19 protein-coding genes, 1 tRNA gene and 1 pseudogene are annotated in these 21,435 nt (G+C 42.8%); 13 read left to right on the forward strand and 8 right to left on the reverse strand.

Going from position 1 to position 21,435, the window contains the following annotated elements:
* Window positions 1-17: 17 nt before the first annotated feature.
* Both V7K49_RS17000 and V7K49_RS17005 read left to right on the forward strand, forming a co-directional pair.
* The gene (locus V7K49_RS17000) at window positions 18-2,129 is read left to right on the forward strand and encodes an SPFH domain-containing protein (protein ID WP_335206531.1); all 2,112 of its coding nucleotides are present in this window, start codon (window positions 18-20) and stop codon (window positions 2,127-2,129) included.
* Between the two features lie 275 nt (window positions 2,130-2,404).
* Window positions 2,405-4,141, forward strand: coding sequence for a serine/threonine-protein kinase (locus tag V7K49_RS17005; protein ID WP_335206574.1), 1,737 nt, complete (start codon window positions 2,405-2,407; stop codon window positions 4,139-4,141).
* Window positions 4,142-4,151: 10 nt separating this feature from the next.
* Here V7K49_RS17005 and V7K49_RS17010 read toward each other — a convergent pair whose 3' ends face one another.
* A complete protein-coding gene (locus V7K49_RS17010; RefSeq protein WP_273765874.1) occupies window positions 4,152-4,451 on the reverse strand; it encodes a 30S ribosomal protein PSRP-3 in 300 nt (99 codons plus the stop codon).
* A 124-nt stretch (window positions 4,452-4,575) separates the two neighbouring features.
* On the opposite strand from V7K49_RS17010, the gene V7K49_RS17015 reads away from it, so the two are divergent.
* From V7K49_RS17015 to V7K49_RS17035, 5 genes are all read left to right on the forward strand, one after another.
* On the forward strand, window positions 4,576-4,830 hold the full coding sequence (locus V7K49_RS17015) for a DUF29 domain-containing protein (RefSeq protein ID WP_334868977.1): 255 nt from the start codon (window positions 4,576-4,578) through the stop codon (window positions 4,828-4,830).
* A 55-nt stretch (window positions 4,831-4,885) separates the two neighbouring features.
* Window positions 4,886-5,680, forward strand: coding sequence for a TIGR01548 family HAD-type hydrolase (locus V7K49_RS17020; protein WP_335206533.1), 795 nt, complete (start codon window positions 4,886-4,888; stop codon window positions 5,678-5,680).
* A gap of 87 nt (window positions 5,681-5,767) precedes the next feature.
* Window positions 5,768-7,156 (forward strand): cytochrome P450, encoded by a 1,389-nt coding sequence (locus V7K49_RS17025; protein ID WP_335206534.1) that lies wholly within the window; start codon window positions 5,768-5,770, stop codon window positions 7,154-7,156.
* Window positions 7,157-7,292: 136 nt separating this feature from the next.
* Window positions 7,293-8,207, forward strand: coding sequence for a hypothetical protein (locus V7K49_RS17030; protein ID WP_335206536.1), 915 nt, complete (start codon window positions 7,293-7,295; stop codon window positions 8,205-8,207).
* A 91-nt stretch (window positions 8,208-8,298) separates the two neighbouring features.
* Window positions 8,299-9,438 carry a sulfotransferase family protein gene (locus tag V7K49_RS17035; RefSeq protein ID WP_335206538.1) on the forward strand — a complete coding sequence of 380 codons (1,140 nt, stop codon included), beginning with the start codon at window positions 8,299-8,301 and terminating at the stop codon, window positions 9,436-9,438.
* Window positions 9,439-9,631: 193 nt separating this feature from the next.
* Here V7K49_RS17035 and cysC read toward each other — a convergent pair whose 3' ends face one another.
* From cysC to ruvB, 4 genes are all read right to left on the reverse strand, one after another.
* Window positions 9,632-10,165: an adenylyl-sulfate kinase gene (gene cysC / locus V7K49_RS17040; RefSeq protein ID WP_335206540.1), complete on the reverse strand. Its 534-nt coding sequence runs from the start codon at window positions 10,163-10,165 to the stop codon at window positions 9,632-9,634.
* A 51-nt stretch (window positions 10,166-10,216) separates the two neighbouring features.
* Window positions 10,217-11,494, reverse strand: a complete 1,278-nt coding sequence (locus V7K49_RS17045) for a glycosyltransferase (protein WP_335206542.1) — start codon at window positions 11,492-11,494, stop codon at window positions 10,217-10,219.
* A gap of 90 nt (window positions 11,495-11,584) precedes the next feature.
* Window positions 11,585-12,388: a tetratricopeptide repeat protein gene (locus V7K49_RS17050; protein WP_335206543.1), complete on the reverse strand. Its 804-nt coding sequence runs from the start codon at window positions 12,386-12,388 to the stop codon at window positions 11,585-11,587.
* Window positions 12,389-12,478: 90 nt separating this feature from the next.
* A complete protein-coding gene (gene ruvB, locus V7K49_RS17055; protein ID WP_298905782.1) occupies window positions 12,479-13,579 on the reverse strand; it encodes a Holliday junction branch migration DNA helicase RuvB in 1,101 nt (366 codons plus the stop codon).
* Window positions 13,580-13,881: 302 nt separating this feature from the next.
* Here ruvB and hisF point away from each other — a divergent pair, with 302 nt between their 5' ends.
* The 3 genes from hisF to V7K49_RS17070 all read left to right on the forward strand — a co-directional run bounded on the left by hisF (window position 13,882) and on the right by V7K49_RS17070 (window position 15,116).
* On the forward strand, window positions 13,882-14,667 hold the full coding sequence (hisF, locus tag V7K49_RS17060; protein ID WP_334868838.1) for an imidazole glycerol phosphate synthase subunit HisF: 786 nt from the start codon (window positions 13,882-13,884) through the stop codon (window positions 14,665-14,667).
* 87 nt (window positions 14,668-14,754) lie between these two features.
* On the forward strand, window positions 14,755-14,949 hold the full coding sequence (locus V7K49_RS17065; RefSeq protein WP_100901219.1) for a hypothetical protein: 195 nt from the start codon (window positions 14,755-14,757) through the stop codon (window positions 14,947-14,949).
* 94 nt (window positions 14,950-15,043) lie between these two features.
* Window positions 15,044-15,116 (forward strand) — tRNA-Ala (locus V7K49_RS17070).
* A gap of 50 nt (window positions 15,117-15,166) precedes the next feature.
* Here V7K49_RS17070 and V7K49_RS17075 read toward each other — a convergent pair.
* Window positions 15,167-16,354, reverse strand: a complete 1,188-nt coding sequence (locus V7K49_RS17075) for an ATP-binding protein (protein ID WP_335206544.1) — start codon at window positions 16,352-16,354, stop codon at window positions 15,167-15,169.
* A 45-nt stretch (window positions 16,355-16,399) separates the two neighbouring features.
* On the opposite strand from V7K49_RS17075, the pseudogene V7K49_RS17080 reads away from it, so the two are divergent.
* Window positions 16,400-16,966, forward strand: a pseudogene (locus V7K49_RS17080) (Uma2 family endonuclease).
* A 14-nt stretch (window positions 16,967-16,980) separates the two neighbouring features.
* Here the strand turns inward: V7K49_RS17080 and V7K49_RS17085 are convergent.
* Together V7K49_RS17085 and V7K49_RS17090 are read right to left on the reverse strand one after the other, a co-directional pair.
* Complete coding sequence (locus V7K49_RS17085; protein WP_335206545.1) at window positions 16,981-17,697, reverse strand: hypothetical protein; 717 nt, start codon at window positions 17,695-17,697, stop codon at window positions 16,981-16,983.
* Between the two features lies 1 nt (window position 17,698).
* Complete coding sequence (locus V7K49_RS17090) at window positions 17,699-19,264, reverse strand: NACHT domain protein (protein ID WP_335206546.1); 1,566 nt, start codon at window positions 19,262-19,264, stop codon at window positions 17,699-17,701.
* A gap of 683 nt (window positions 19,265-19,947) precedes the next feature.
* On the opposite strand from V7K49_RS17090, the gene V7K49_RS17095 reads away from it, so the two are divergent.
* Window positions 19,948-20,694: a GDSL-type esterase/lipase family protein gene (locus V7K49_RS17095; RefSeq protein WP_335206547.1), complete on the forward strand. Its 747-nt coding sequence runs from the start codon at window positions 19,948-19,950 to the stop codon at window positions 20,692-20,694.
* Window positions 20,695-20,903: 209 nt separating this feature from the next.
* Complete coding sequence (locus V7K49_RS17100) at window positions 20,904-21,338, forward strand: hypothetical protein (RefSeq protein ID WP_334868822.1); 435 nt, start codon at window positions 20,904-20,906, stop codon at window positions 21,336-21,338.
* Window positions 21,339-21,435 lie beyond the last annotated feature (97 nt).

Genomic DNA, 21,435 nt, shown 5'->3' on the forward strand with positions numbered 1-21,435 from the left:
CCAAATGGGCACAAATTATGAAAAGCTTTTCATCTTTGCTTGATACTCGTAAACAAAATAAGGTAGCTCGTTTTACAGCATCCATCGTAGCAACATTGGCGATCGCTGGTAGTGTTCATTCTGCCAATGCTACTCCTGTAAAAACAACTACTGCAAAAGAAATAACTTCGCTATCAGTCCAGCTAAATCAGACCAAACCAAATATTGCCCAGTTACAAATTAGCAGGACTCAATATCAAGCTGCTGGAATTAATCCTGTTGTACTGGTTCCCATCCTACTTGTTGGCGGTTTAGTCATATTCGTCCCCCTGTTCTTTGGCGGACTGGTGGTTATTGGTGAACGTGAAGTCGGCATTGTGGTGAGGAAATTTAGCCTTTCCGGGCGCGGACTCCCCGCCGGCAGTTTGATTGCCCTGAACGGGGAAGCTGGCTTGCAGGCAGATACTTTAGCTCCTGGTTGGCACTGGGGCTATTGGCCTTGGCAATATTCTGTCAAGAAAGAGTCGGTAATTGTCGTTCCCCAAGGGGAAATCGCTTTGATTGTGGCGGCAGATGGTGCATCCAACCCACCAGAGCGGATTTTGGGTAAAATTGTGAGTTGTGACAACTTCCAAGATGCTCGAAAATTCCTCACTGAAGGTGGAGAAAAAGGGCGGCAAATGGGTTTTCTCACGGCTGGTACGTACCGGATGAATACTGCCCTGTTTAAAGTCATTATGGCAGCAAATGCTAGCGCTCATGGCATGACTCCAGAACAGTTGCGGGTGTACAGCTTGGCATCTGACAAAGTTGGCATCGTCACGACCTTAGATGGTGTCCCAATTTCCGCTGGTGAACTCGCAGGCTCCATAATTGACGGACACGACAACTTCCAAAATGGTCAGAAATTTATTAATGGAGGTGGGCGGCGAGGTTTACAAGAGCAGACCTTGCTTTCTGGTTCTTGGAACTTGAATCCTTGGTTTGTCCAGGTTGAACAAGTGCCAATGACAGAAATTCCCATTGGGTATGTGGGTGTGGTGATTTCTTTCGTGGGTAAGGCACATCAAGATGTCAGCGGCGCAGCTTTTACGCATGGTAACTTGGTCAATCAGGGACATAAGGGTGTGTGGGTCGAACCGCTATATCCTGGTAAGCACCCGATTAATTCCCGGATTATGAAGATGGAACTAGTGCCAACGACCAACATTGTCTTAAACTGGTCAGGTCGTACTGAACGCCACAGCTATGATGCTCAACTAGCTTCCTTGACAGTGCGATCGCGTGATGGGTTTGCCTTTGATTTGGAAGTAGCACAAATTATCCATGTGGGTGCTTTAGATGCCCCGAAGGTAATTTCTCGCGTTGGTGCTATGCAAAATCTCGTAGACCATGTATTGGAACCGACCATCGGTAATTATTTCCGCAACTCAGCCCAAAACTGTACTGTACTAGACTTTCTGACTGCTCGGAGTGAGCGACAAACGGAGGCTGCTGAGTATATTAAAACAGCACTGCGAGCTTATGACGTGCAAGCGATCGACACCCTCATTGGTGATATTCTGCCACCAGCATCACTAATGCAGACACAGACAGACCGGAAAATTGCCGAAGAAGAACGCAAGACTTATGAAGTCCAGCAGATGGCGCAAACCCAACGGCAGCAACTTGTCCGGGAAACGGCACTCGCTGATATCCAGCAAGAAATGGTGAAATCGGAGCAGAGTGTACATATTGCTGACCTAAAAGCCCAAGCCCAAATCAAGCAGGCGAACGGTGAAGCTGAGGGGACAAAACTCCGAGCAATTGCTGAGGCTGAAGGTATTCGGGCTACGGGTAACGCGAAAGCTGAAACCTACAGTGCTGGCGTGGAAGCTTTAGGTCCACAAGGTTATACAGCAATGCAACTAATGCAGATTATAGGCGATCACAATGTCCGCTTGATTCCAGATGTCTTAGTTGGCAGCAACGGCAGCAATAACGGCTTAGTAGATGGGCTACTATCCATGATTTTATGGAATCAAACTGGTAAGGGTGAATTGACACCAACGCCTTTGCATCCACAACCAGTAGTTACCAAAGCACAACCAACCGCAGAAAATGGTCTTCCACCTATAATTGTGAATTTCCCGGCGGATAAGTCAACTTAACGTTAAAAGGGCAGTTAGAAACCGCACGCCAGTTGCTAAAGAGCGGGAACGCTAAGAGCGAACAAGTTGGGCATTGCCCGCCCAACGCACTGGCTTGTCTATATAGGCAAAACCCACCTCCGTGGGTTTCAAACCTTCAATTTTTCCTTAGTCCGTGGAGGCGGACTTCTCTGCGAGACGCTACGCGAACGTTTGTGTAGCCGCGAATTTTATTCGCCCTGGCTGGCTGTAACTCTAACGGAGAAATTTTGCTTTTACAAGAACGTTATCGTTTAATGAAACGGATTGGTGAAGGGGGATTCTGCAAAACCTTCCTCGCTGTAGATGAGGGTCAGTTTCCTCCAGTTCCTTGCGTCGTTCAAGAATTATCGCTAGAATCCGAAACATCTAAAAGTTTTCAGCAAAAGGCGCAACAGCTAGAAGAATTAGGAAAGCATCCCGAAATTCCCGCTTTATTAACTTATTTCCAGCAGAACGAGCATTTTTATTTAGTGCAGGAGTTTATTGCAGGCACTAATTTAGCTCAGGTGGTTGAGGAGGAAGGGGCTTTTAATGAAACTCAGATTTGGCAACTTTTAGAAGATTTATTACCAATTTTTAAGTTTATTAGCGATCGCAATATCATTCACCGCGATATTAAACCTCACAATATCATTCGTAGATCCCCAATTACCAAGAAAGGGGATTTAGTCATAGTCGATTTTACCACTGCGAAAATCGTCACCGAAATTGATCGGCTACCATTTGAAACCAGTATCGGCAGTCCAGAATATGCTGCACCAGAACAAGCGAGAGGAAAAGCGGTTTTTGCTAGTGACTTATATAGCTTGGGTGTAACTTGCATTTACTTACTTACCCAGATTCCTCCCTTTGATTTATTTGATATTGCTAATAATTGCTGGGTTTGGCAACAATATCTTACTACTAAGGTAAGCGATCGCCTAGCGCAAATTCTCAACAAGCTGCTGCAAAATGCTATTAATCGCCGTTTTCAATCAGCTGATGAAGTTATGCAAGCAATGGGTATGGAATGTGAAACTCAAAATTTTAAATTACCAAATCCTCTTTGGCGATGCTTGCATACCCTAACTGAGCATTCTGGGAGATTGAGTAGTGTGAATGCCCTTGCCATTAGTCCTGACAGTAACACTTTAGCCAGTGCTAGTGATCATAAAATCGTCAAATTGTGGGATTTAAATACCCAAAAAGTCCTAGCTAGCTTATCAGGACATTCCCAAGCTGTAAAATCAGTTACCTTCAGTCCTGATGGGAAAATTCTGGCAACTGCTAGCGACGATAAAACTATCAAATTGTGGCAGATTGAGACATTAGAGGAAATCTGCACCCTCTTGGGACACTCACACGCTGTGAAATCAGTTGCTTTCAGTCCAAATGGGCAGATTCTCGCTAGTGGTAGCTGGGATAAGACAATCAAACTCTGGGATGTAAATACTGGTACAGAAATCTGCACCATAACTGGACACCAATTACAGGTAAATTCAGTAGCATTTAATCCTCAAGGACAGCTTTTAGCCAGTGCTAGTTATGACAGAACAATTCGTCTGTGGCAGATACCTGCATTAGAAGGTTCTCCGAGAGGACTTCAAAACCGCCCATGCTATAGCTTGTTAGGCACCCTTTCGGGTCATGCATGGGCGGTTTTGACAGTCGCTTTTAGTCCTGATGGGAAAATTTTGGCGACGGGTAGTGATGATAACACTATTAAATTGTGGGAGGTAAACACTGGTCAGCTAATTTGCACACTTGTAGGCCATTCTTGGTCTGTGGTGGCTGTGGCTTTTACTGCCGATGGCGAAACGCTCCTAAGTGCAAGTTGCGACAAAACAGTTAAACTTTGGAGGGTAAGCACAGCAGAAGAGATTGTTACTCTCTCTGGTCATGTAGACTCAGTATCTGCTGTTGCTGTGAGCAAAGTTAGACAATTAATTGCAAGTGGTAGCAGGGACAAAACTATCAAACTGTGGCAGCTTGTAGAAGAGCACAATCGCTAATATTGTAATATCAAGCGCTACCTGTGAAGGCAACTTCCGGAAATTTCAACTGAGCTTCTGCCATTGGACGGTTTCTGCCTTCCTCTTGCCAGTAGTTAATCACTTCTGTCGCTTTATTAAGCAACTCAACACGATCCAGGTCAGTAATCCAATGTTTGGCCTCTAGTTCCTTTTTTAACTCTTCCCAGGCATCATTTCTGGGCCAAAAAAAGTACTTAGTCAAAGGACTTGTGCCTTTGCCTACAATTTGATCGACTGCTAGAGCAACGTTTTCGTCTAACCACAAAATTTTCAAAATAAACTTGGTCAATCACACCTCCGGGAATTTCCAGGCATTACTTAACTAGGATAGCGATCGCTTATTTTAACGCAATACCCTATCAAATGACCAAACATTCAAGAGTGCTGGGTTACCAAGAGAGCGAAACGGGGGGATTGCCGAGAAGCGTGGTAGTTGGAGAGCAACAATTCGGGAGGATCGCAAACGCCTCAGACAAGCTCTAGAAGAAAGTCCTAGCCTTAAACCCTATTTCTATGAAGTATTCGGGCTGTGTTATGACGATGCTAGACTCTTGGCTGCCGATGAAACTGAATTGGATGTGGCTATCTTCGGTGAACAATCTCCCTTCACGTCAGAGCAAACCCTCGACCCCGATTTTTTACCGGAGGTTGAAAAATTAAACTACTGAGCATCCATAATGGGGTTAAACTTTTTTATGCTCCTCGCCCAAATTTATCCCTCCCATGACTGAAAAATCCTCAGCAAAAGCGATTGTTGTTTTCGATATTGATGGCGTTGTGCGCGATGTTAGCGGTTCCTATCGTCGAGCGATCGCAGATACCGTAGAATATTTTACTACCCAAGCATATCGTCCAACCCCACTGGATATTGACCAACTGAAGTCTGAAGGTGTGTGGAATAACGATTGGGAAGCATCGCAGGAATTAATTTACCGCTACTTTGAAACCCAAGAACAGACCCGCGAACAACTGCAACTAGATTACAATGCGATCGTTGCTTTTTTTCAATCGCGTTACCGTGGCCCAGACCCAAATAATTTTACTGGGTATATCTGTAATGAACCTTTATTATTACAACCTAGCTATTTAGAGCAACTTACCCAAGCGGAGATTGCTTGGGGATTTTTTAGCGGTGCAACTCGTGCTTCCGCTAACTATGTCTTAGAAAAACGCCTGGGCTTGCAATCTCCAGTGTTGATTGCGATGGAAGATGCGCCAGGAAAACCTGACCCCACTGGACTTTTTGCCACTGTTAAAATCTTGGAGAATGGGTGTGAGAATTTACCTACTGTATTTTATGTGGGAGATACGGTAGCTGATATGTATACAGTTGAGAAAGCACGAAATTTGCATCCGCACCGCACTTGGATTGGTGTAGGCGTTTTACCACCTCATGTACAACAAACAGCAGCGCGTCGTGATACTTATACTGAAACATTAAAAAAAGCGGGATCGGCAATAGTTTTGAGTAATGTACAGGAATTTACAACAGAGCAAATTCAGGAATTGGTAAGCTGATTACCTCGATCCGTGTTTTAATATCATAGAGTGCATCAATAACTGGCTGATACAAGTCTTGCTCCAATTATTGAGAGAGGAATCAAAATGCCTGCTCATAAACTGCCTGATGGCCCTGAAAAAGCGCCATTTCTACAGAAATTCAAATGGATCACTAAGCCATTGGAAGTTCTGGAAACCTATTCCCAAAGCTATGGCGATATCTGCACCGCCTATGTTGGTCTAGGGAAAAAGCCCATAGTATTAATTAGCAATCCCCAAGCAATTCAGGAGGTTTTTACCACCGATCCCAAATATTTGGATTCCGGTGAAGTGGCTGGGATTAAACCGGCTTTTATCGGACAACAATCACTGATTGCGCTTTCAGGCGATCGCCACAAACGCCAACGCAAGCTTTTAACACCACCCTTTCACGGCGAAAGGATGCTGGCTTATGGCAAGATCATCCAAGACCTGACTGAGAAAGTCACTAGCCAATGGGCGATTGGATCACCCTTTTCAGTCCGTTCTGCTATGCAGAAGATCACTTTTCAGGTGATTTTGAAAGCGGTATTTGGTCTAGAAGATGGTAAACGCTACCAACAACTACAGCAACTCCTAACTACTAGATTAGAGGGAACAAAATCTATCTTTAGAGCCATATTGCTGCTTTTTCCTTTCCTACAAAAGGATTGGGGTCCCTTGAGTCCTTGGGGACGGTTGATGGAAAACGAGCGCCAAATTGACAAACTCATCTACGCAGAGATTCAGGAAAGACGAGAAAAACTTGATCCGTCTCGGACGGATATACTCTCTTTAATGATGGCGGCTCGTGATGAAGCGGGTGAGCCAATGACGGATGTAGAATTGCGAGATGAGTTGATCACCCTGTTGGTCGCGGGTCACGAAACGACTGCAACGTCTTTATCATGGGCATTTTACTGGATTCATCATCAGCCTCAAGTGCGGGAAAAACTGCTGCAAGAATTGGATACTCTCGGTGAAAATCCCGATCCGAATGCGATTTTCCGATTACCCTATTTGGATGCTGTTTATAAAGAAACGTTGCGGATTTATCCAGTAGCAATGATGGGATTTCAGCGCATGGTGCTATCACCTCTAGAAATCGCAGGTTATCACTTTCAGCCTGGTACCATACTTGCTCCCTGTATTTATCTCACCCATCATCGTGAAGATTTATATCCTGAGCCAAAACAGTTTAAGCCAGAGCGATTTCTGGAACGGCAATTTTCCCCTTATGAATATTTGCCTTTTGGTGGCGGCAATCGTCGCTGTATTGGGATGGCATTTGCTCAGTTTGAGATGAAACTGATTCTGGTGACAGTGCTATCTCGTTGGCAGTTGGCTCTGACTGATAGCAAACCGATGCTACCAGTGCGTCGGGGTTTATTGTTAGCACCCCCAGATGGTTTTCAGATGGTAGCAACGGGGATGCGCCATCAAAATCAGCAAGTACTCCAAACTAGCTCTATGTAAGTGGAAAGAATGCCTGCCTGCCTAGTCTCGTCAAAACTTCAAAAAGTTATGAGATCATCTGCCTAGCGTGGCATTGAATTGTTTTCAAAACTGAAAAACTACTAATCAATCTACGTGTTTTTTAAGATATTTTTGCATGACAAAATACCAAAAAGATCACAAAAATGAAAAAATTTGCTTCGTTTTTATTTGCCAAAGTGGTGAACTTGAAGCAAAAGCCGTATTACTTGCGGCATCATTACGTCATTTTTTAACAATAGATCACGATATAGTTGCGGCTATACCAATCCCAGAAAGGCGTTGGGGTAGATTATCAGAAGTAACCTTAGAAGCGTTAAAATTACTAAACGTTAGAACAATCAAACTGCAAAACGAAATCTCTGAAGATTACCCAATTGGCAACAAACTTGGTTGTCTGGCGGTAGAAACAACCTGTGAAAATATAGTATTTATTGACAGCGATGTAATTATGATGCGCTGTTTCGATGAGCAGAAATACTTTGAATCTCCTATTAGTGCAGTTCCGGCAAGTTATACCCATATAACCTTTGAAGTTTGGGAAGAATTATATGCACAATTCGGTCTTCCTATACCTACACAAAGAATGCTCACTGAAATTTCTAAAGAAGAATCATTAGCCTATGTTAATACTGGTTTTATCGCGACTAAGCTAACTCCAGATTTAGCATCAAAATGGATTAATTGCACAAAAGCAATTTACGAGTATCCGGGTATTCCTCAAGCTATTAAATATCGTTTTCTAGATCAAATATCTTTTCCTATTGCTGTGGCATTAAGCGATATGACAATAGATTTTATCGGTAGAGATTGGAATTTTCCTAGCTGGAGTCTGAGTATTGGATCAGATCAAATGCCAATATTTTTTCACTATCAGAGTGCAGAGCGACTTTTACGAGAGCACTCTACCGCCACACTGCTACAGAAATTTTGTCAGCAAAATCCAGTATATAAAGCGGCAATCACGCAACATCAATCCTTTAATCTGGCGCTTTCCCAAATCCAGTGTTTTGAGGAGAAGCCCCAAGTTTAAACTAAATTGCTATTATGCCTAAATAGTTGAGTTGTGATACTTTTAGTATTAAATACCAAAACTATTTCACCTACAAATTAGTTTTTGCTCAATGATGAATACCAAAATTTTAAAAATTCAAACCAAAAATAGGACTCCCGCTAGTCTGATTGCAAATTTGCAAGATTTTAGCTATGAAATAGGAGAGGATATTGACCCAAAAACTATTGTTGATAATCCCCATATCACTTTATATTGCCTCGATCTGGAAAATCAACAAGCCATTTTTGTGGAAACGCCTTCAGATATTGATATTTACGAGGCTTCTTTTCTTTACCAAGCGCAGTATGAATATGCCCAACGCTTAATTGCAGTCCCTTATCAAGAATTCCACCAACTGGCAGCGAATATAGGAGATTCAATTGGGCAAATTGCCATGATTTACTCCGTTGGACGCTGTGGCTCTACTTTGCTAAGTAAACTGTTTAGTCAAGTTGATACAGTCCTCAGTTTATCAGAGCCAGATGTTTTTACCCAGATAGTAGGCATCCGCAACCCTGATGGCAGCAATGATGATGCACTAGCAGAACTAATAAAAAGTTGTATTTATCTTCTCTGCAAACCTACTTTAAAAGGAAAACCTTCATTTTGTGCAATCAAATTGCGTAGTTTTGGCATTGAATTGGCAGACTTAATATACCGTGTTTTGCCTGATACCAAGCTGATTTTTATGTATCGCAATGCAGAAGATGTAGTTAAATCATGTATCCGTACTTTTGTGCCTTTTAGTGCAATGCTGCCGATAATAGCACAGAATATACAAGCGTACAATCAATTTATTCCTTTACTTAAAGAGTATGCCCGTTATATAGATTTCACTGACTCTAATGCAACTGAGTTTTATACAACTATGTGGCTATCTGTGATGCACCGTTACCTATTAATTTGCCAGCAAGGTATTCCTACCTGCGCCATTCGCTATGAAGATTTAGTTGCAGATCCCAAAAAGATGGTCACTGGTATTTTTAATTATTGTAACTTGCCAATCTCTGAAGTTTCCCACGCCTGCAAAGTATTTGAAAAAGATTCTCAAAGTGGTTCAAACTTTTCTCAGGAGAATGTGCGTAAGAATAACAATAAACTACCAGATATTTTAGAGATTCGGCAAAAAATTGCTCAATTATTGCTGAAACATCCACAGATTCAAACAGCAGATTTTATTGTTTCCGGTACTTTAGGAGTTTCTAAATAAAAAACGTTTTAGTAAAGGCTAACTATTTGGCATCAGCACTAAGAGGATGTTTGAAAAGTTGATAAAAGGTATAATTCGTCATTCTGAACGTAACGAAGTGGAGTGAAAAATCCCGATTTTCCGTTAAATTGTGAGATGCTTCACTACGCTGGTGCTCCGTTCAGCATAACATTTTATACTTTTCAAACATCCTCTAAAGATAGCCTAGCTCTGCCAATTTTGCCAAAACCTTATCTGTACTTTCTGCAATACTCTCTTCATCTGTTCTACATTCTATTTCCGGGCTAATTGGTGGCTCATAAGGATCATCAATTCCAGTAAAATGCTTAATATCTCCATTTCGCGCTTTTTTGTACAGACCTTTTACATCCCGTTCCTCACAAATCTCCAACGGTGAATTGACGTAAACTTCCACAAAATTTTCAATGCGTTGCCGTACCTCTTCACGAACTTCGCGGTAGGGCGAGATAGCTGAAACGAGAACAATCACATTATTCCTAGTCAGAAGATGAGCCACAAAACCAATGCGGCGGATGTTTTCATCGCGGTCTGCCTTACTGAAGCCCAAACCTTTACAGAGATTTTGGCGCACTATGTCACTATCAAGGACTTCAACCTGATATCCAAGCGATCGCAACTTTCTTTCTACGACTTCGTTAAGACTAGTCTTTCCGGCACCACTTAGACCAGTAAACCAAATTGTAAGACCATATTGCTTTAGCTTCACCTAACCTCCAGTATCATGCAATGCAATTTATGATATTTACAGATGTCTACACTATGTTTCTTTCAACACAGGTTTGCCTGTAGCAACAACCTGTTCGACAATATCAATGGCTCGATTTACACCCCCTGCTTTTTGAATCGCCTCTTGTAACCTAAGTGCGTTTTTTTTGTAAGAATCTTCCGTCAACACCTTTTGGATAGCAGTTCGCAGTTTAGGAACATTCACACGACTCAGTGGTACAGCCTCACCAGCGCCTGTCCAAGCTATACGCGCTGCTATTCCTGGTTGATCATTAGCAACGGGAATGGCAACCATTGGCACACCATTATTCAGTGATTCCAAAGTGGTGTTCATACCCGCATGGGTAATCGTAAGAGCCGCTTTTTGCAGCAATTCCAATTGGGGTGCATAACCAACAACCAGCGGATTTCCCGGCAAACTCCCCAGAGACTCTGGAGCTGCGGAACCACCTAACGAAATCACTAATTGGGCATCCAAATCATTACAAGCTTCTGCAATAGATTTAAAAACTCCCAATAGGCGATTTTGGACAGTTCCCATTGAAGCATAAATCAATGGTTGCCCGGTCAATTTTTCATAAGGGAAATCAGGAATTTCCCGACCAATTGGACTATGATAAGGGCCTGTGAAATGGAACCACTGGGGCAAATATTGCCTGGGAAATTCCAATTGGGCAGGCTGTTGACTAATTTGAGCTAGTCGGGAATAGCCTTCATTGGCGTTGAAGTGTGGAGGTAACTTCCACTCTCGGCGATAGCCACCTATTACCTCTCTAATTGGTTTGCCGATGCGATCCAACAACCTATAACCCACTCTGTTACGCAGTTGTGCCCACCAAGCTCGGTTATAGCCCCAGTTTGTGATAAACGGGGGAACACTCTCTTCTCGATTAAGTACTACAGCACTGCAAACGGTAATAAAGGGAAGTCCTAAAAATTCTGCAACAGTTCCGCCCTCTGGCATCACCTGATCTACTAAAAGTGCATCCACACCCGCTTCTTTAATTGCTGATGGTGCATCCGTGAGTATAACATCTGCTCCATCCTTGAGCAGAGTGACGGTATATTGGAATGCAGCGAGTTCACTCAACTTGCCCAACTTAGCCAAGGATTCTGACATTACCCCAGAAGGAAACTGAGATTCGCCAATCGCCCTAAATTCTAGTCCTGCGGCTAGTGTCTTCGATTCAGCATCGCAAAAGCCGAATAGGGTAACATGATGACCCCGATTTTGCAGTTCTTTTCCCAAGGGAAGCATAGTGTTGAGATGACCAGTTGATGCCGGACACATCAGTCCAAAATGAGTCATAGTTCTTGCTTCTATTTATTTACAATGATGTATACCAGAAAACAGGTACATAGGAGCAAAGAAAATAAATTTTTGTTGAGTTGGACTTGCCTACTGGAGTTTCAAGAACTTATCTAAAGCTGTCACCATGCTGGGAGGCCAACGGCGGATATTTGTTACCCAGTTAATGTCCTTATAACGGCTATCGAGTCCATAAGCTGCCACCCAGTTACTTTCGGCTTCACCTTGTTCTCCATTTACCCAGTAGGCAGCTGTGAGGGCGGCACGCATATCAGCAAACTTGGGATATTTACGGACAATATTCCGCATTTGCCGGATTGCTTGGTCTATTTGACCAGTTTCATAAAGAGCAAGCGCGTAGTTAGCACGGGCGAAAGCAAAATTTGGAGCTATCTCATTAGATTTTTTATAATCAGCGATCGCATCTGACCATTTTCCCAAACCGGCTGTGGCATTACCGCGATTATTGTACGCCATCGCATCATTAGGATCAAGTTCTAGGACATGATTATAATCTGCGATCGCATCTTTCCATTTTCCCAACCCTTCCAACGCCGCACCTCGATTCAAATAAGGATCGGTGACATTCGGCGCTAGTTCTATGGCTTTGTTATAATCTGCCAGCGCCTCTTGTAATTTATTCTGACTCACCCGCGAATTTCCTCGGTTACTCCACGCCCCCGCATTCGTCGGAAATTGCTCAATAATCTTTGTCCAATAAGTTTCAGCCGCGGCAAAATCACCTTGATTCGTCGCTGTAAACGCTTGATTTGCCCACTCATCGCCTTGTTTTAACTGTTCTTGAGTAATGGGCGGTTGAGATTGTGCCATGACTGGAGTACCCCAGCCAAACACAAGTAACAGACTGAGAAAAATAGCAATCAACTTAATCATCTGGATTTACCTGTGTCTATCTTAAATATGGGGAATGGGGTAGGGGGAGCAGAGGAGCATAATTAATGCTCAATGCCCAATTTCCCATAATTACAATAATGACAACTGTTCATTAGGCGGCGTAAATCCCAAATGCTTATATGCTGCTTTTGTCGCCATCCTCCCCCGATGAGTCCGAGTTAAATACCCAATCTGCATGAGGTAAGGTTCATACACCTCTTCAATTGTTTGGGTATCTTCACCCGTCGCTGCTGCCATTGTTTCCAACCCTACTGGTCCACCGTTAAATTGTTCAATTATTACACTCAGCATTTGGCGGTCTGTCCAATCTAAACCGCAAGGATCTACTTGGAATAGTTGCAATGCCTCTGATGCAACGCTTTCATTAATCTCACCCGATAACTTTACCTCCGCATAATCACGGACTCGTTTAAGTAACCTATTAGCAATCCGTGGCGTTCCGCGTGAACGACGGGCAATTTCTGTGGCACCATCTTCTGTAACGGGGGTTTTGAGTAATTGAGCGGTTCGCAGTACAATTTTAGTCAGTTCGTCAACTTCGTAAAATCGGAGTTTTTGAATTAAACCGAAGCGATCGCGCAGTGGTGAAGTTAAAGCACCCACACGCGTTGTAGCCCCTACTAGGGTAAACTTTGACAGCGGCAAACTTCTGATCCGAGCGCTCGAACCCTTACCAATAGTAATATCTAAGCGATAATCTTCCATCGCCGGATAGAGAATTTCCTCCGTCATCCGCGAGAGGCGATGAATTTCATCCACAAATAAAATATCCCCTGGTTTCATGTTCACCAGTAGCCCGACAATATCCCGTGGACGTTCTAGGGCTGGCGCACTGGTAATTTTGTAATTTACCCCCATTTCCGATGCTAAAATCATTGCCATTGTGGTTTTGCCCAATCCCGGCGGCCCATACAGCAGTAAGTGATCCAGCACCTCACCACGAGACTTGGCTGCTTTGATGGCAATATCTAGCACATCCTTTAAATCTTTTTGCCCAATGTAATCGGCAAATCGGTGCGGTCGAATACCTTCTTCTTGCTGATCTTGTTCATCAATAGCAGCTTCAGGCTGCAAAATGTTGTCTGGGGATGGTGCTTTCGCCGACTCCCGACGCTGCTTTGGTTCTCCGTTGGGTTCTGGAGGCTGTTTTTTCGAGGAGATTATCGCCATAATTCAGCTATCTACTTTTAAGGGGACTAAGACTAGGGGAAGCAGGGGGAGATGAGGGGGACAAGGGAGACAAGAAGAATAACCAATACTTTGGCTTACCTCGACTTCGCTACTTCGACGCCGGTTCCATCGAGCGAAGTCGAGATGCTCAGTACAAGTCGCCCTTCGGCTACGCTCAGGACAAGCTCAGTAAAAGTGCCCCATGCCCCATTCCCCATTTTCGGGAAAATTTTAGTTTGGAAATACCCGCGCCAATTTAAAATTTAAATTCGGGTCAATTACCCAGAAGTACAAAAGTTATTATGTTATCTAAAAGAATCTTACCGTGCTTGGATGTGAAGGCGGGACGGGTTGTAAAAGGAGTTAACTTTGTCAATCTCCAAGATGCAGGCGATCCAGTAGAGCTGGCCAAGGTTTACAATGAAGCTGGTGCGGATGAGTTAGTATTTCTGGATATTACAGCTACTCATGAAGACCGAGGTACTATTTTAGATGTGGTCTACCGGACTGCTGAACAGGTCTTTATTCCATTGACTGTGGGTGGTGGCATTCAATCCTTAGAAAATGTTAAAGCTTTATTAAGAGCAGGTGCAGATAAGGTTAGTATTAATTCTGCGGCGGTGCGTGATCCAGACTTAATTAATCGGGCAAGCGATCGCTTTGGTAATCAGTGCATAGTTGTTGCTATTGATGCCAGACGCAGAAATAATCCAGAGAATCCAGGTTGGGATGTGTATGTGCGGGGTGGTAGGGAAAATACAGGCTTAGATGCCCTATTGTGGGCACAAGAAGTTGAAAAACGGGGGGCCGGAGAACTCCTAGTCACAAGTATGGATGCCGATGGAACCCAAGCTGGGTATGATATCAAGATCACACGGGCGATTGCCGATGCTGTCGAAATTCCAGTCATTGCTTCTGGTGGTGCAGGTAGTTGTGAACATATCTATACTGCTCTAACTGAAGGCAAAGCTGAAGCAGCATTACTGGCATCCTTGTTACATTACGGGCATTTAAGCGTAGCAGAAATCAAAAATTATCTGCGCGATCGCAATGTGCCAGTAAGAACATTCTCCTCAATGACTATTTAGCATTTAATGACATCTATCTTAGGTTAGACACACTTACCTGAAAGGGTGTTAATATTATTTTACAAGTATTAACAAATATTAAAAAATATGTTGCTTCCTATTTTACTTTTTGATGTCGCCCTGGTGGCGTGGTCACTGCACTTAATGGAAAGAGCCTACGAGAGTAAAGAATTTTCTCTGATGTTGGCTGGTACATTGGTTGCTCTGGCTGCTGCTGCCATGTTAGTAGTTTACTTTTTAATGGGGCACTGTATGACCTATTTGTTGCAAGTGTCGTTGTGAGTGTTGAGTGGTTGAGGAGATATTTAAAATTTAGTTTCCAGAAAAAGCTTGACAAAGTACTAATAATCAAGAGATTATATATAATGGATTTTAAGGGGTTATAGCGCAGTTGGTAGCGCACCTCAATGGCATTGAGGGGGTCAGCGGTTCGAATCCGCTTAGCTCCATTCTTAACACCCTAATCTTCTCTGTTAATAGAGAAGATTAGGGTAATTTTTTAGAGGGTTTTAAATGCTTGTCTACCTAGCCAGTCTCGAAAGTTGGAGTGATAGAGACTGTAATAGGTTTCTGGGGCGATTCGTTGTTGCTGTAAGAACTCTAGCCAATTTTCCAGCACTTCCTCAACTTCATACTCATCAGTATCAATGATTTGTGCGATCGCATCCACTGATATTGCTTTTTGTTGCTGGATTAAGACATTTAACACATCTATACTATACTTCGTCCCTTGTTCGGGTGGAATCATTTTGTGTAAATGCTGCTGATAATATGCTTCTAAACCAGGTGGCAGTTGATTGTACCAGAAAGGTTCCGGGTAGAAATTTTCTGTGATCGCACTTATTACCTGACTGAGATACATGAAATTATTTTCGCTTAAAGTGGTGAGGCGATCGCAGAATTCTTGCTCACTAATCTGGTAATTACTCAGCCAAGATTTAAGATTTGACCTCTCCTCCAACCCTTCCCCTACAAGGGGAGGGGAGTAATCTTGTTCCCCCCTTCCCTCGTAGGGAAGGGGGGTTAGGGGGGTTAGGTAATTTTGAATATATGCTTGGATATCTTGGTGATTTTGTTCTGGATAATCTGCTAAATCAAGACTTTGCGACGGCGTTTCAATTAATAAACCCGACTTCTCCCGCAAGAAAGGTCTACGAGTGAGGAGGAAATAGACTTCATCCGGGAGATAGCGGGGGAGATAAAACAGATTTGTACCAGGTGGTTGGCTGTTAGGGTCAATGCAATTCAACCCATCAATGGCAATTATCAGTTTTTGATCAGGTTCTAACTCATCACTGATTTGCTGGAGAAGACTAGAGAAAAACCAACTTCCCTCAGTGGCATTATCAGGGAGGGAAGTGTAATTAAGGGAGTATTGATTAATGAGTTGCGTGCAGATATTTATGAGAAATTCGTCAGCACGATTTTTACCCTCAAGTTCGGCATTGTAATAAATAACTTGAGGATTGTTTGTCACATATTTGGCGAGGATGGCACTTTTCCCGCTACCGGGTGCGCCGATGATGGTGAAGTAACCCTGGTTATGGCGGTGGAGAAAGTTGTTAATAGCTGTGAAGACAAATTCACGATCGACAAAGTTGTGGCTTTTTTCTTGAATGATTTGCTCAAACTCCGGGGGATGTCCTCTGGAATTGATTGCAGTGGGTGGTATAGGTGGTGAATTCATGATTTTGGAGAATAATTAAAAGATAAGGCAACAGTGGAGGTGGCGATGTCTGTACAATTGCTAAGACGGAAATTCACAGTCGAGCAATATCATAAGATGGTTGAGTCGGGGATTCTCACAGAAGATGACCGAGTGGAATTGATTCGGGGAGAGATTATTGAGATGTCGCCGATTGGGACAAAACACGCTGCTTGTGTAAATCGACTAGTTAATCTGTTGGTGCAGCTGTTGGGTAAAGGCGTTATACTTGCTGCTCAAAATCCGGTCGCGTTGAACAATAACTCAGAACCTCAGCCAGATGTCGCATTACTTAAACCCCGTGATGATTTCTCCGCCACAGCACACCCCCAACCCCAGGATATTTTTTTACTAATTGAAGTAGCTGATTCGACTGTGATATAATATGACCGGGAAGAGAAAATTCCTTTATATGCAGAAGCAAACATAATTGAAGTTTGGTTAGTAGATATTAACGAGCAAATTGTCGAAGTTTATCAACAACCAACAGCCGCAAGATATCAGCTTATGCAAAAGTTCGCTAGCGGTCAAACTTTATCAATTAAAGCTTTCCCTAATGTAAACATTACCGTCAATGAAATCTTTGGCAGATAAAATTACTTTTCCCCTCATTCCTCTCTCATCCCTTGAAGACGCAAAAAATGCACCCTACCTGAACCATCTCCTGCCACAATTGTCATGCCGTCTGGTGCAACTGCACAGCAATAAATGGAACTGTCCCCTGTGAAGGTGGCAATGACCTCCCCTGTTGCCAGATTCCAGACTTTCAGGGTGGTGTCCCATGAGGCAGAAATCACCTGTTGCCCATTGGGGGTGACGGCGACGGCATTTACCGAGTAACTATGACCTTTAAGGGTACGGAGTAAGCGTCCTCCTGGTGGGGTTAAGCTAGGGGTCAAGGCACACAGCCAAGGGGTAGTTGTCCTTTGCTTTATTTGTGCCAATAATGCCTCAATTTCCTCTGGCATTTTCTGATTTAGTAACCGTCCGTGCAATTGACTCGCTAATTGCCGCTTATCCGCGACTAAAATATGCGCTGACAGTCTCAATGTACCTTGAATCAATTCCAGACTTGTGCCTTTTTTAATGTTGTATTCTGAGTTATTAGACATCTTCCTATGATCAATCAAATCATAATCTTCAATTAGGGGCTGTACCCCAAACTGAGGATGTTTAATCTTTGCCACAAGAAAATCAAAATCAGTCAGAGTTTGGTAATACTTCTCCAACTTTCCCGACTTCACCAAGTTTGGCGCTAAACTACCCAAGTAAGCACGTTGAAAAGCAGGACTTTGTGCCGCTAATTTGTCAGCAAATTCTCCCATTTCACGCCATCTTCCTTACAAGGTAGTCTGCAATGCGTTGATTAACCTCTTGAAATAGCTTCCGTTTGGAACCCAAAACCCCTTTTGCTTTCAAGAAGTCCAAAAAACTTGCATGATAGACGCTGTGGCAGATTTCTCCTTTTATATCCTGCTTCTTTAAATACTCAACCCACTCTTCTAAAACTGATTGCACATCATATTCCTCTTGTTCGGCAATATCCGCTATCATTTCACAGGTAATTGGTGTGCCAATCTCCACTAAAATAAACAGGATAAATACTTTTACTTCTTGGGGTTTTTCATCCATCCCCATACGTACCCAATGAAGTTGATAATAATCCTTTAGACCATCGGGCAATTGCGTTAAACTCAGGTCATTATATCTACCTTCAGCAATTCCTGGCAAGACATAGCGCAGGTACATGAAATTATTTTCACTCTTAGTTGCTACCTGCTCGACAAAATCATTTTCATTAATTTTGCGGTCTTGAATCCATTGTCTAAGTGCCTTTTTATGGTCTTCATCGACATTCAAAAATAACCCAATATAGTTTTTGATATCTTCACGGCTCAAATTAACATAGTCATTTGCCCTTAAATCTAGCTCCTCCATCGGGACATCTGGTGCAGACAAGCGTTTTTTATCTATGGTATATGGTCGTCTAGTCAGCAGAAAATAGACACGTTCCGGTAGCGCCGTTGGTAAATCTAAAAGATTTCCCCCAGCTTCTTGCTCCACTTCATCCAAAGCATCAACTACAATTACCAGACGTTCACTAACAGGAATTTTCCTGCTAACCTGTTCTAGTAAATCTGCTAAATTAGCCTTCTGGGCATTCTGCAATTGGTAACGCTTAATTAATTGTTTACGAATACTTTCAAGAAATAGCTCCGCTCGATTGCTACTAGTTTGGCGAATATTAAAATAGCATGGTGATTTATTATCCCAGACGTATTTAGCAGCAATGGTACTCTTCCCCATCCCCGCATCACCCACTACTGTAAAATAACCACTGCGATTTTTATTGCAAAATTGCTGAAATGCGTCAAAAACAAACTGACGACCACAAAATGAGCGAATTTTTTCTTTAATTAATGACTTAAATTCTGCTGGGTACTCGTCTAAATTCCATTCTGGGAAAGGCTCAAACTCTTTCGATTTACTTCTTTTAGCAACCTTAATAAATATTTCCCCAAACTCCTCCAACTGCGATCGCAGTTCAATTCTCATCAATCGGATATCAAATTCTGAATCCTTACCCTGCAAAAGCTTTTCTACTTCATTGTAGAAACCCAAGGGATTATTTGAAGTATAAGCACTCCAAAAAGCATTTTTAATTTCTTTTTCTCGAAAAAGATTCAGCAGTACTTCCTGCTTATCCACACCATACTCAATTAAAGAATAAACATAAACACCATCAACATCTTTAGGTGGTTGTACTGGATCAAAATTGAATTGTTTTAAGGTTCTAACTACAGTTTCATTGCGTTGAGCTTGATTAATAACTAGAGAAGCCGCAGGTTTAGCAATACTCTTAAGTGCATTAACTACAGGGTCAATATTCATCTTTGCTAGCAGTAGATATAACTTTTACACCTGTAACTTATCCTAACGACTGATGCCAAAATTAAGCAAATACACAGTTATATAATAGCGATACCTTTCCTTCTCTACGAGAGGCTGCGCCAGTGGAACGCAATGCGTAGCTTGCTTCCCCGTAGGAGTACGATAAGCTGCGCTAACGCTTCCTCTCCTCTCTTCTTCAGCGTCCGGTTATTGAGCGAAGTCGAAATACTGTGCCTCTGCGGTTCCATTCTCAGACTCATTTAGCGCAGTATGAGCGCTCACCTATACCTAAAATAAACTGAAACATGGTGCGTAGGCGTAACCCGTCGTAGACATCGTATAGCCGTTTTCAGTACCAAACCCCAAACTTGAGCTTTTAAACCGCAAGTTTCAGGCTCAAAGGCTCAACGTTCACCTTCAGAACCTCAACGTTCGACCTCAGAGGCTCAAAGTTCACCCTCAGAAGCTCAACGTCCACCCTCAGAAGCTCAACGTTCACCCTTAGAAGCTCAACGTTCGACCTCAAAGACTCAACATTCACCTTCAGAGGCTCAACTGCGGCAATATTAACTTTGCAACCATATCAACAAGTACAAACCCCATATATGCTTGCAAACTAAAGATAGCCATCTATGGTATAGAAATGTATAGAATCTTGTAAAGATATAAAATATAGTTGTTAAATGCACACATTTCTAGCTTCTTCCTCAATGCAGGTGTCAGTACCACCAAATCACTTTCAGCCTATGAAGATTGTCGCACTGGGGGACAGCTTAATTTATGGATTCGGCGACCCAGAAAAAGGAGGCTGGATTGAGCAACTACGGCGATGGTGGATGTTGCCGGATAATGCTGGTCATGTCCTTTATAATTTAGGGGTAAGAGGCGATCGCACGCAACAAGTAGCACAAAGGCTAGAAGTTGAATTTCGCCATCGGGGTGAACTGCGAAATCGTGTTCCCGACTTGATTATTTTATCCGTAGGCGTGAATGACTCAGCCCGGTTGACGCGTCCCGATGGCCGAAGTTACACAGATTTTACCGGATTTGAAAAGGAAATTGCTTCTCTGCTAGATTTAGCACAGCAACTATGTCCTGTGTTATTTGTGGGCATGGTGCCAGTGGATGAAGTCAAGATGCCATTTTTAGATTGTTTTTACTATAATCATGCCGACCAGTACCGCTACAAAGAAGCAACTCGGATTGCTTGCACGAAACGGCAGATTCCCTATTTGGACATTTTTGAGCAATGGATGGAACGCAACGAAAGTTGGCGGCTCAAATGCTTGAGTGAAGATGGTCTTCATCCCAATACACTAGGTTATCAGGCTTTGTTAGAAGATGTGATCAATTGGGATGCGATACATTCAGCGGGCTTTGCCAATGCAGCTTACCCTTCTCAATTTGATTATCACCTTAAACCATCCTAATAATATAGATGTATTGGTGCTTTGGGCAAGCCGATATTCTCATATTTGCCATCTTCGCAAAAAGCACCACAATCTTGCTGAATTTTCAATAACATCCATTTTAAAATCCATTTATAAAAACTTTAACTCCTCTCTTATTAATTACAGACGCGATTAATCGCGTCTCTACTCCTAACTCCTGTACAGACGCGATTAATCGCGTCTCTCCTATGACACCAACTTTATTTGGTCGCTGGCAAACTCGATTATTATTACTTGCAACTGTCGGCGGACTCGTATCTTTGCTATTTGCAATGGGTTGGATTGGCCCTGGTGCTAACTCGGTTTATTTTTGGATACTTGGTTACGTCGCCATCTTTGGCTTAGGCTGGGATGTGCTTTATAACTATCTGCAAAAATCTCGCTGGGATAGGGATTGGCCCGCAGCTTATCAACTCTTAGCTGGTATATGGGAATTGGTGTTTGTTTTCTGTGGAGTTAAATTGTTTGGCTTTTTACCAATACCTTTACCTAAGGAAGAACTATCGCCAGGAGCTTTTTTATTGCACTATAGCATCGTGTGGCTAGGAGTTTTTATTACTTCCCAAAGTCTGATGCGAATTATCTTTCCTCGTTGGCGTTTCCGGGGTGGAGAATGGTTGTAACACCTCAAATCATCGTAGCTAACTTTAATCAAAAATCACAGCAATTTTTAAGTAATTAAACCGTACGGTAGGGACGCATAGATGTGAGTCCCTACAG

It is taken from the genome of Nostoc sp. (assembly GCF_036919675.1).
In the GTDB taxonomy this organism is placed as follows: domain Bacteria; phylum Cyanobacteriota; class Cyanobacteriia; order Cyanobacteriales; family Nostocaceae; genus Nostoc.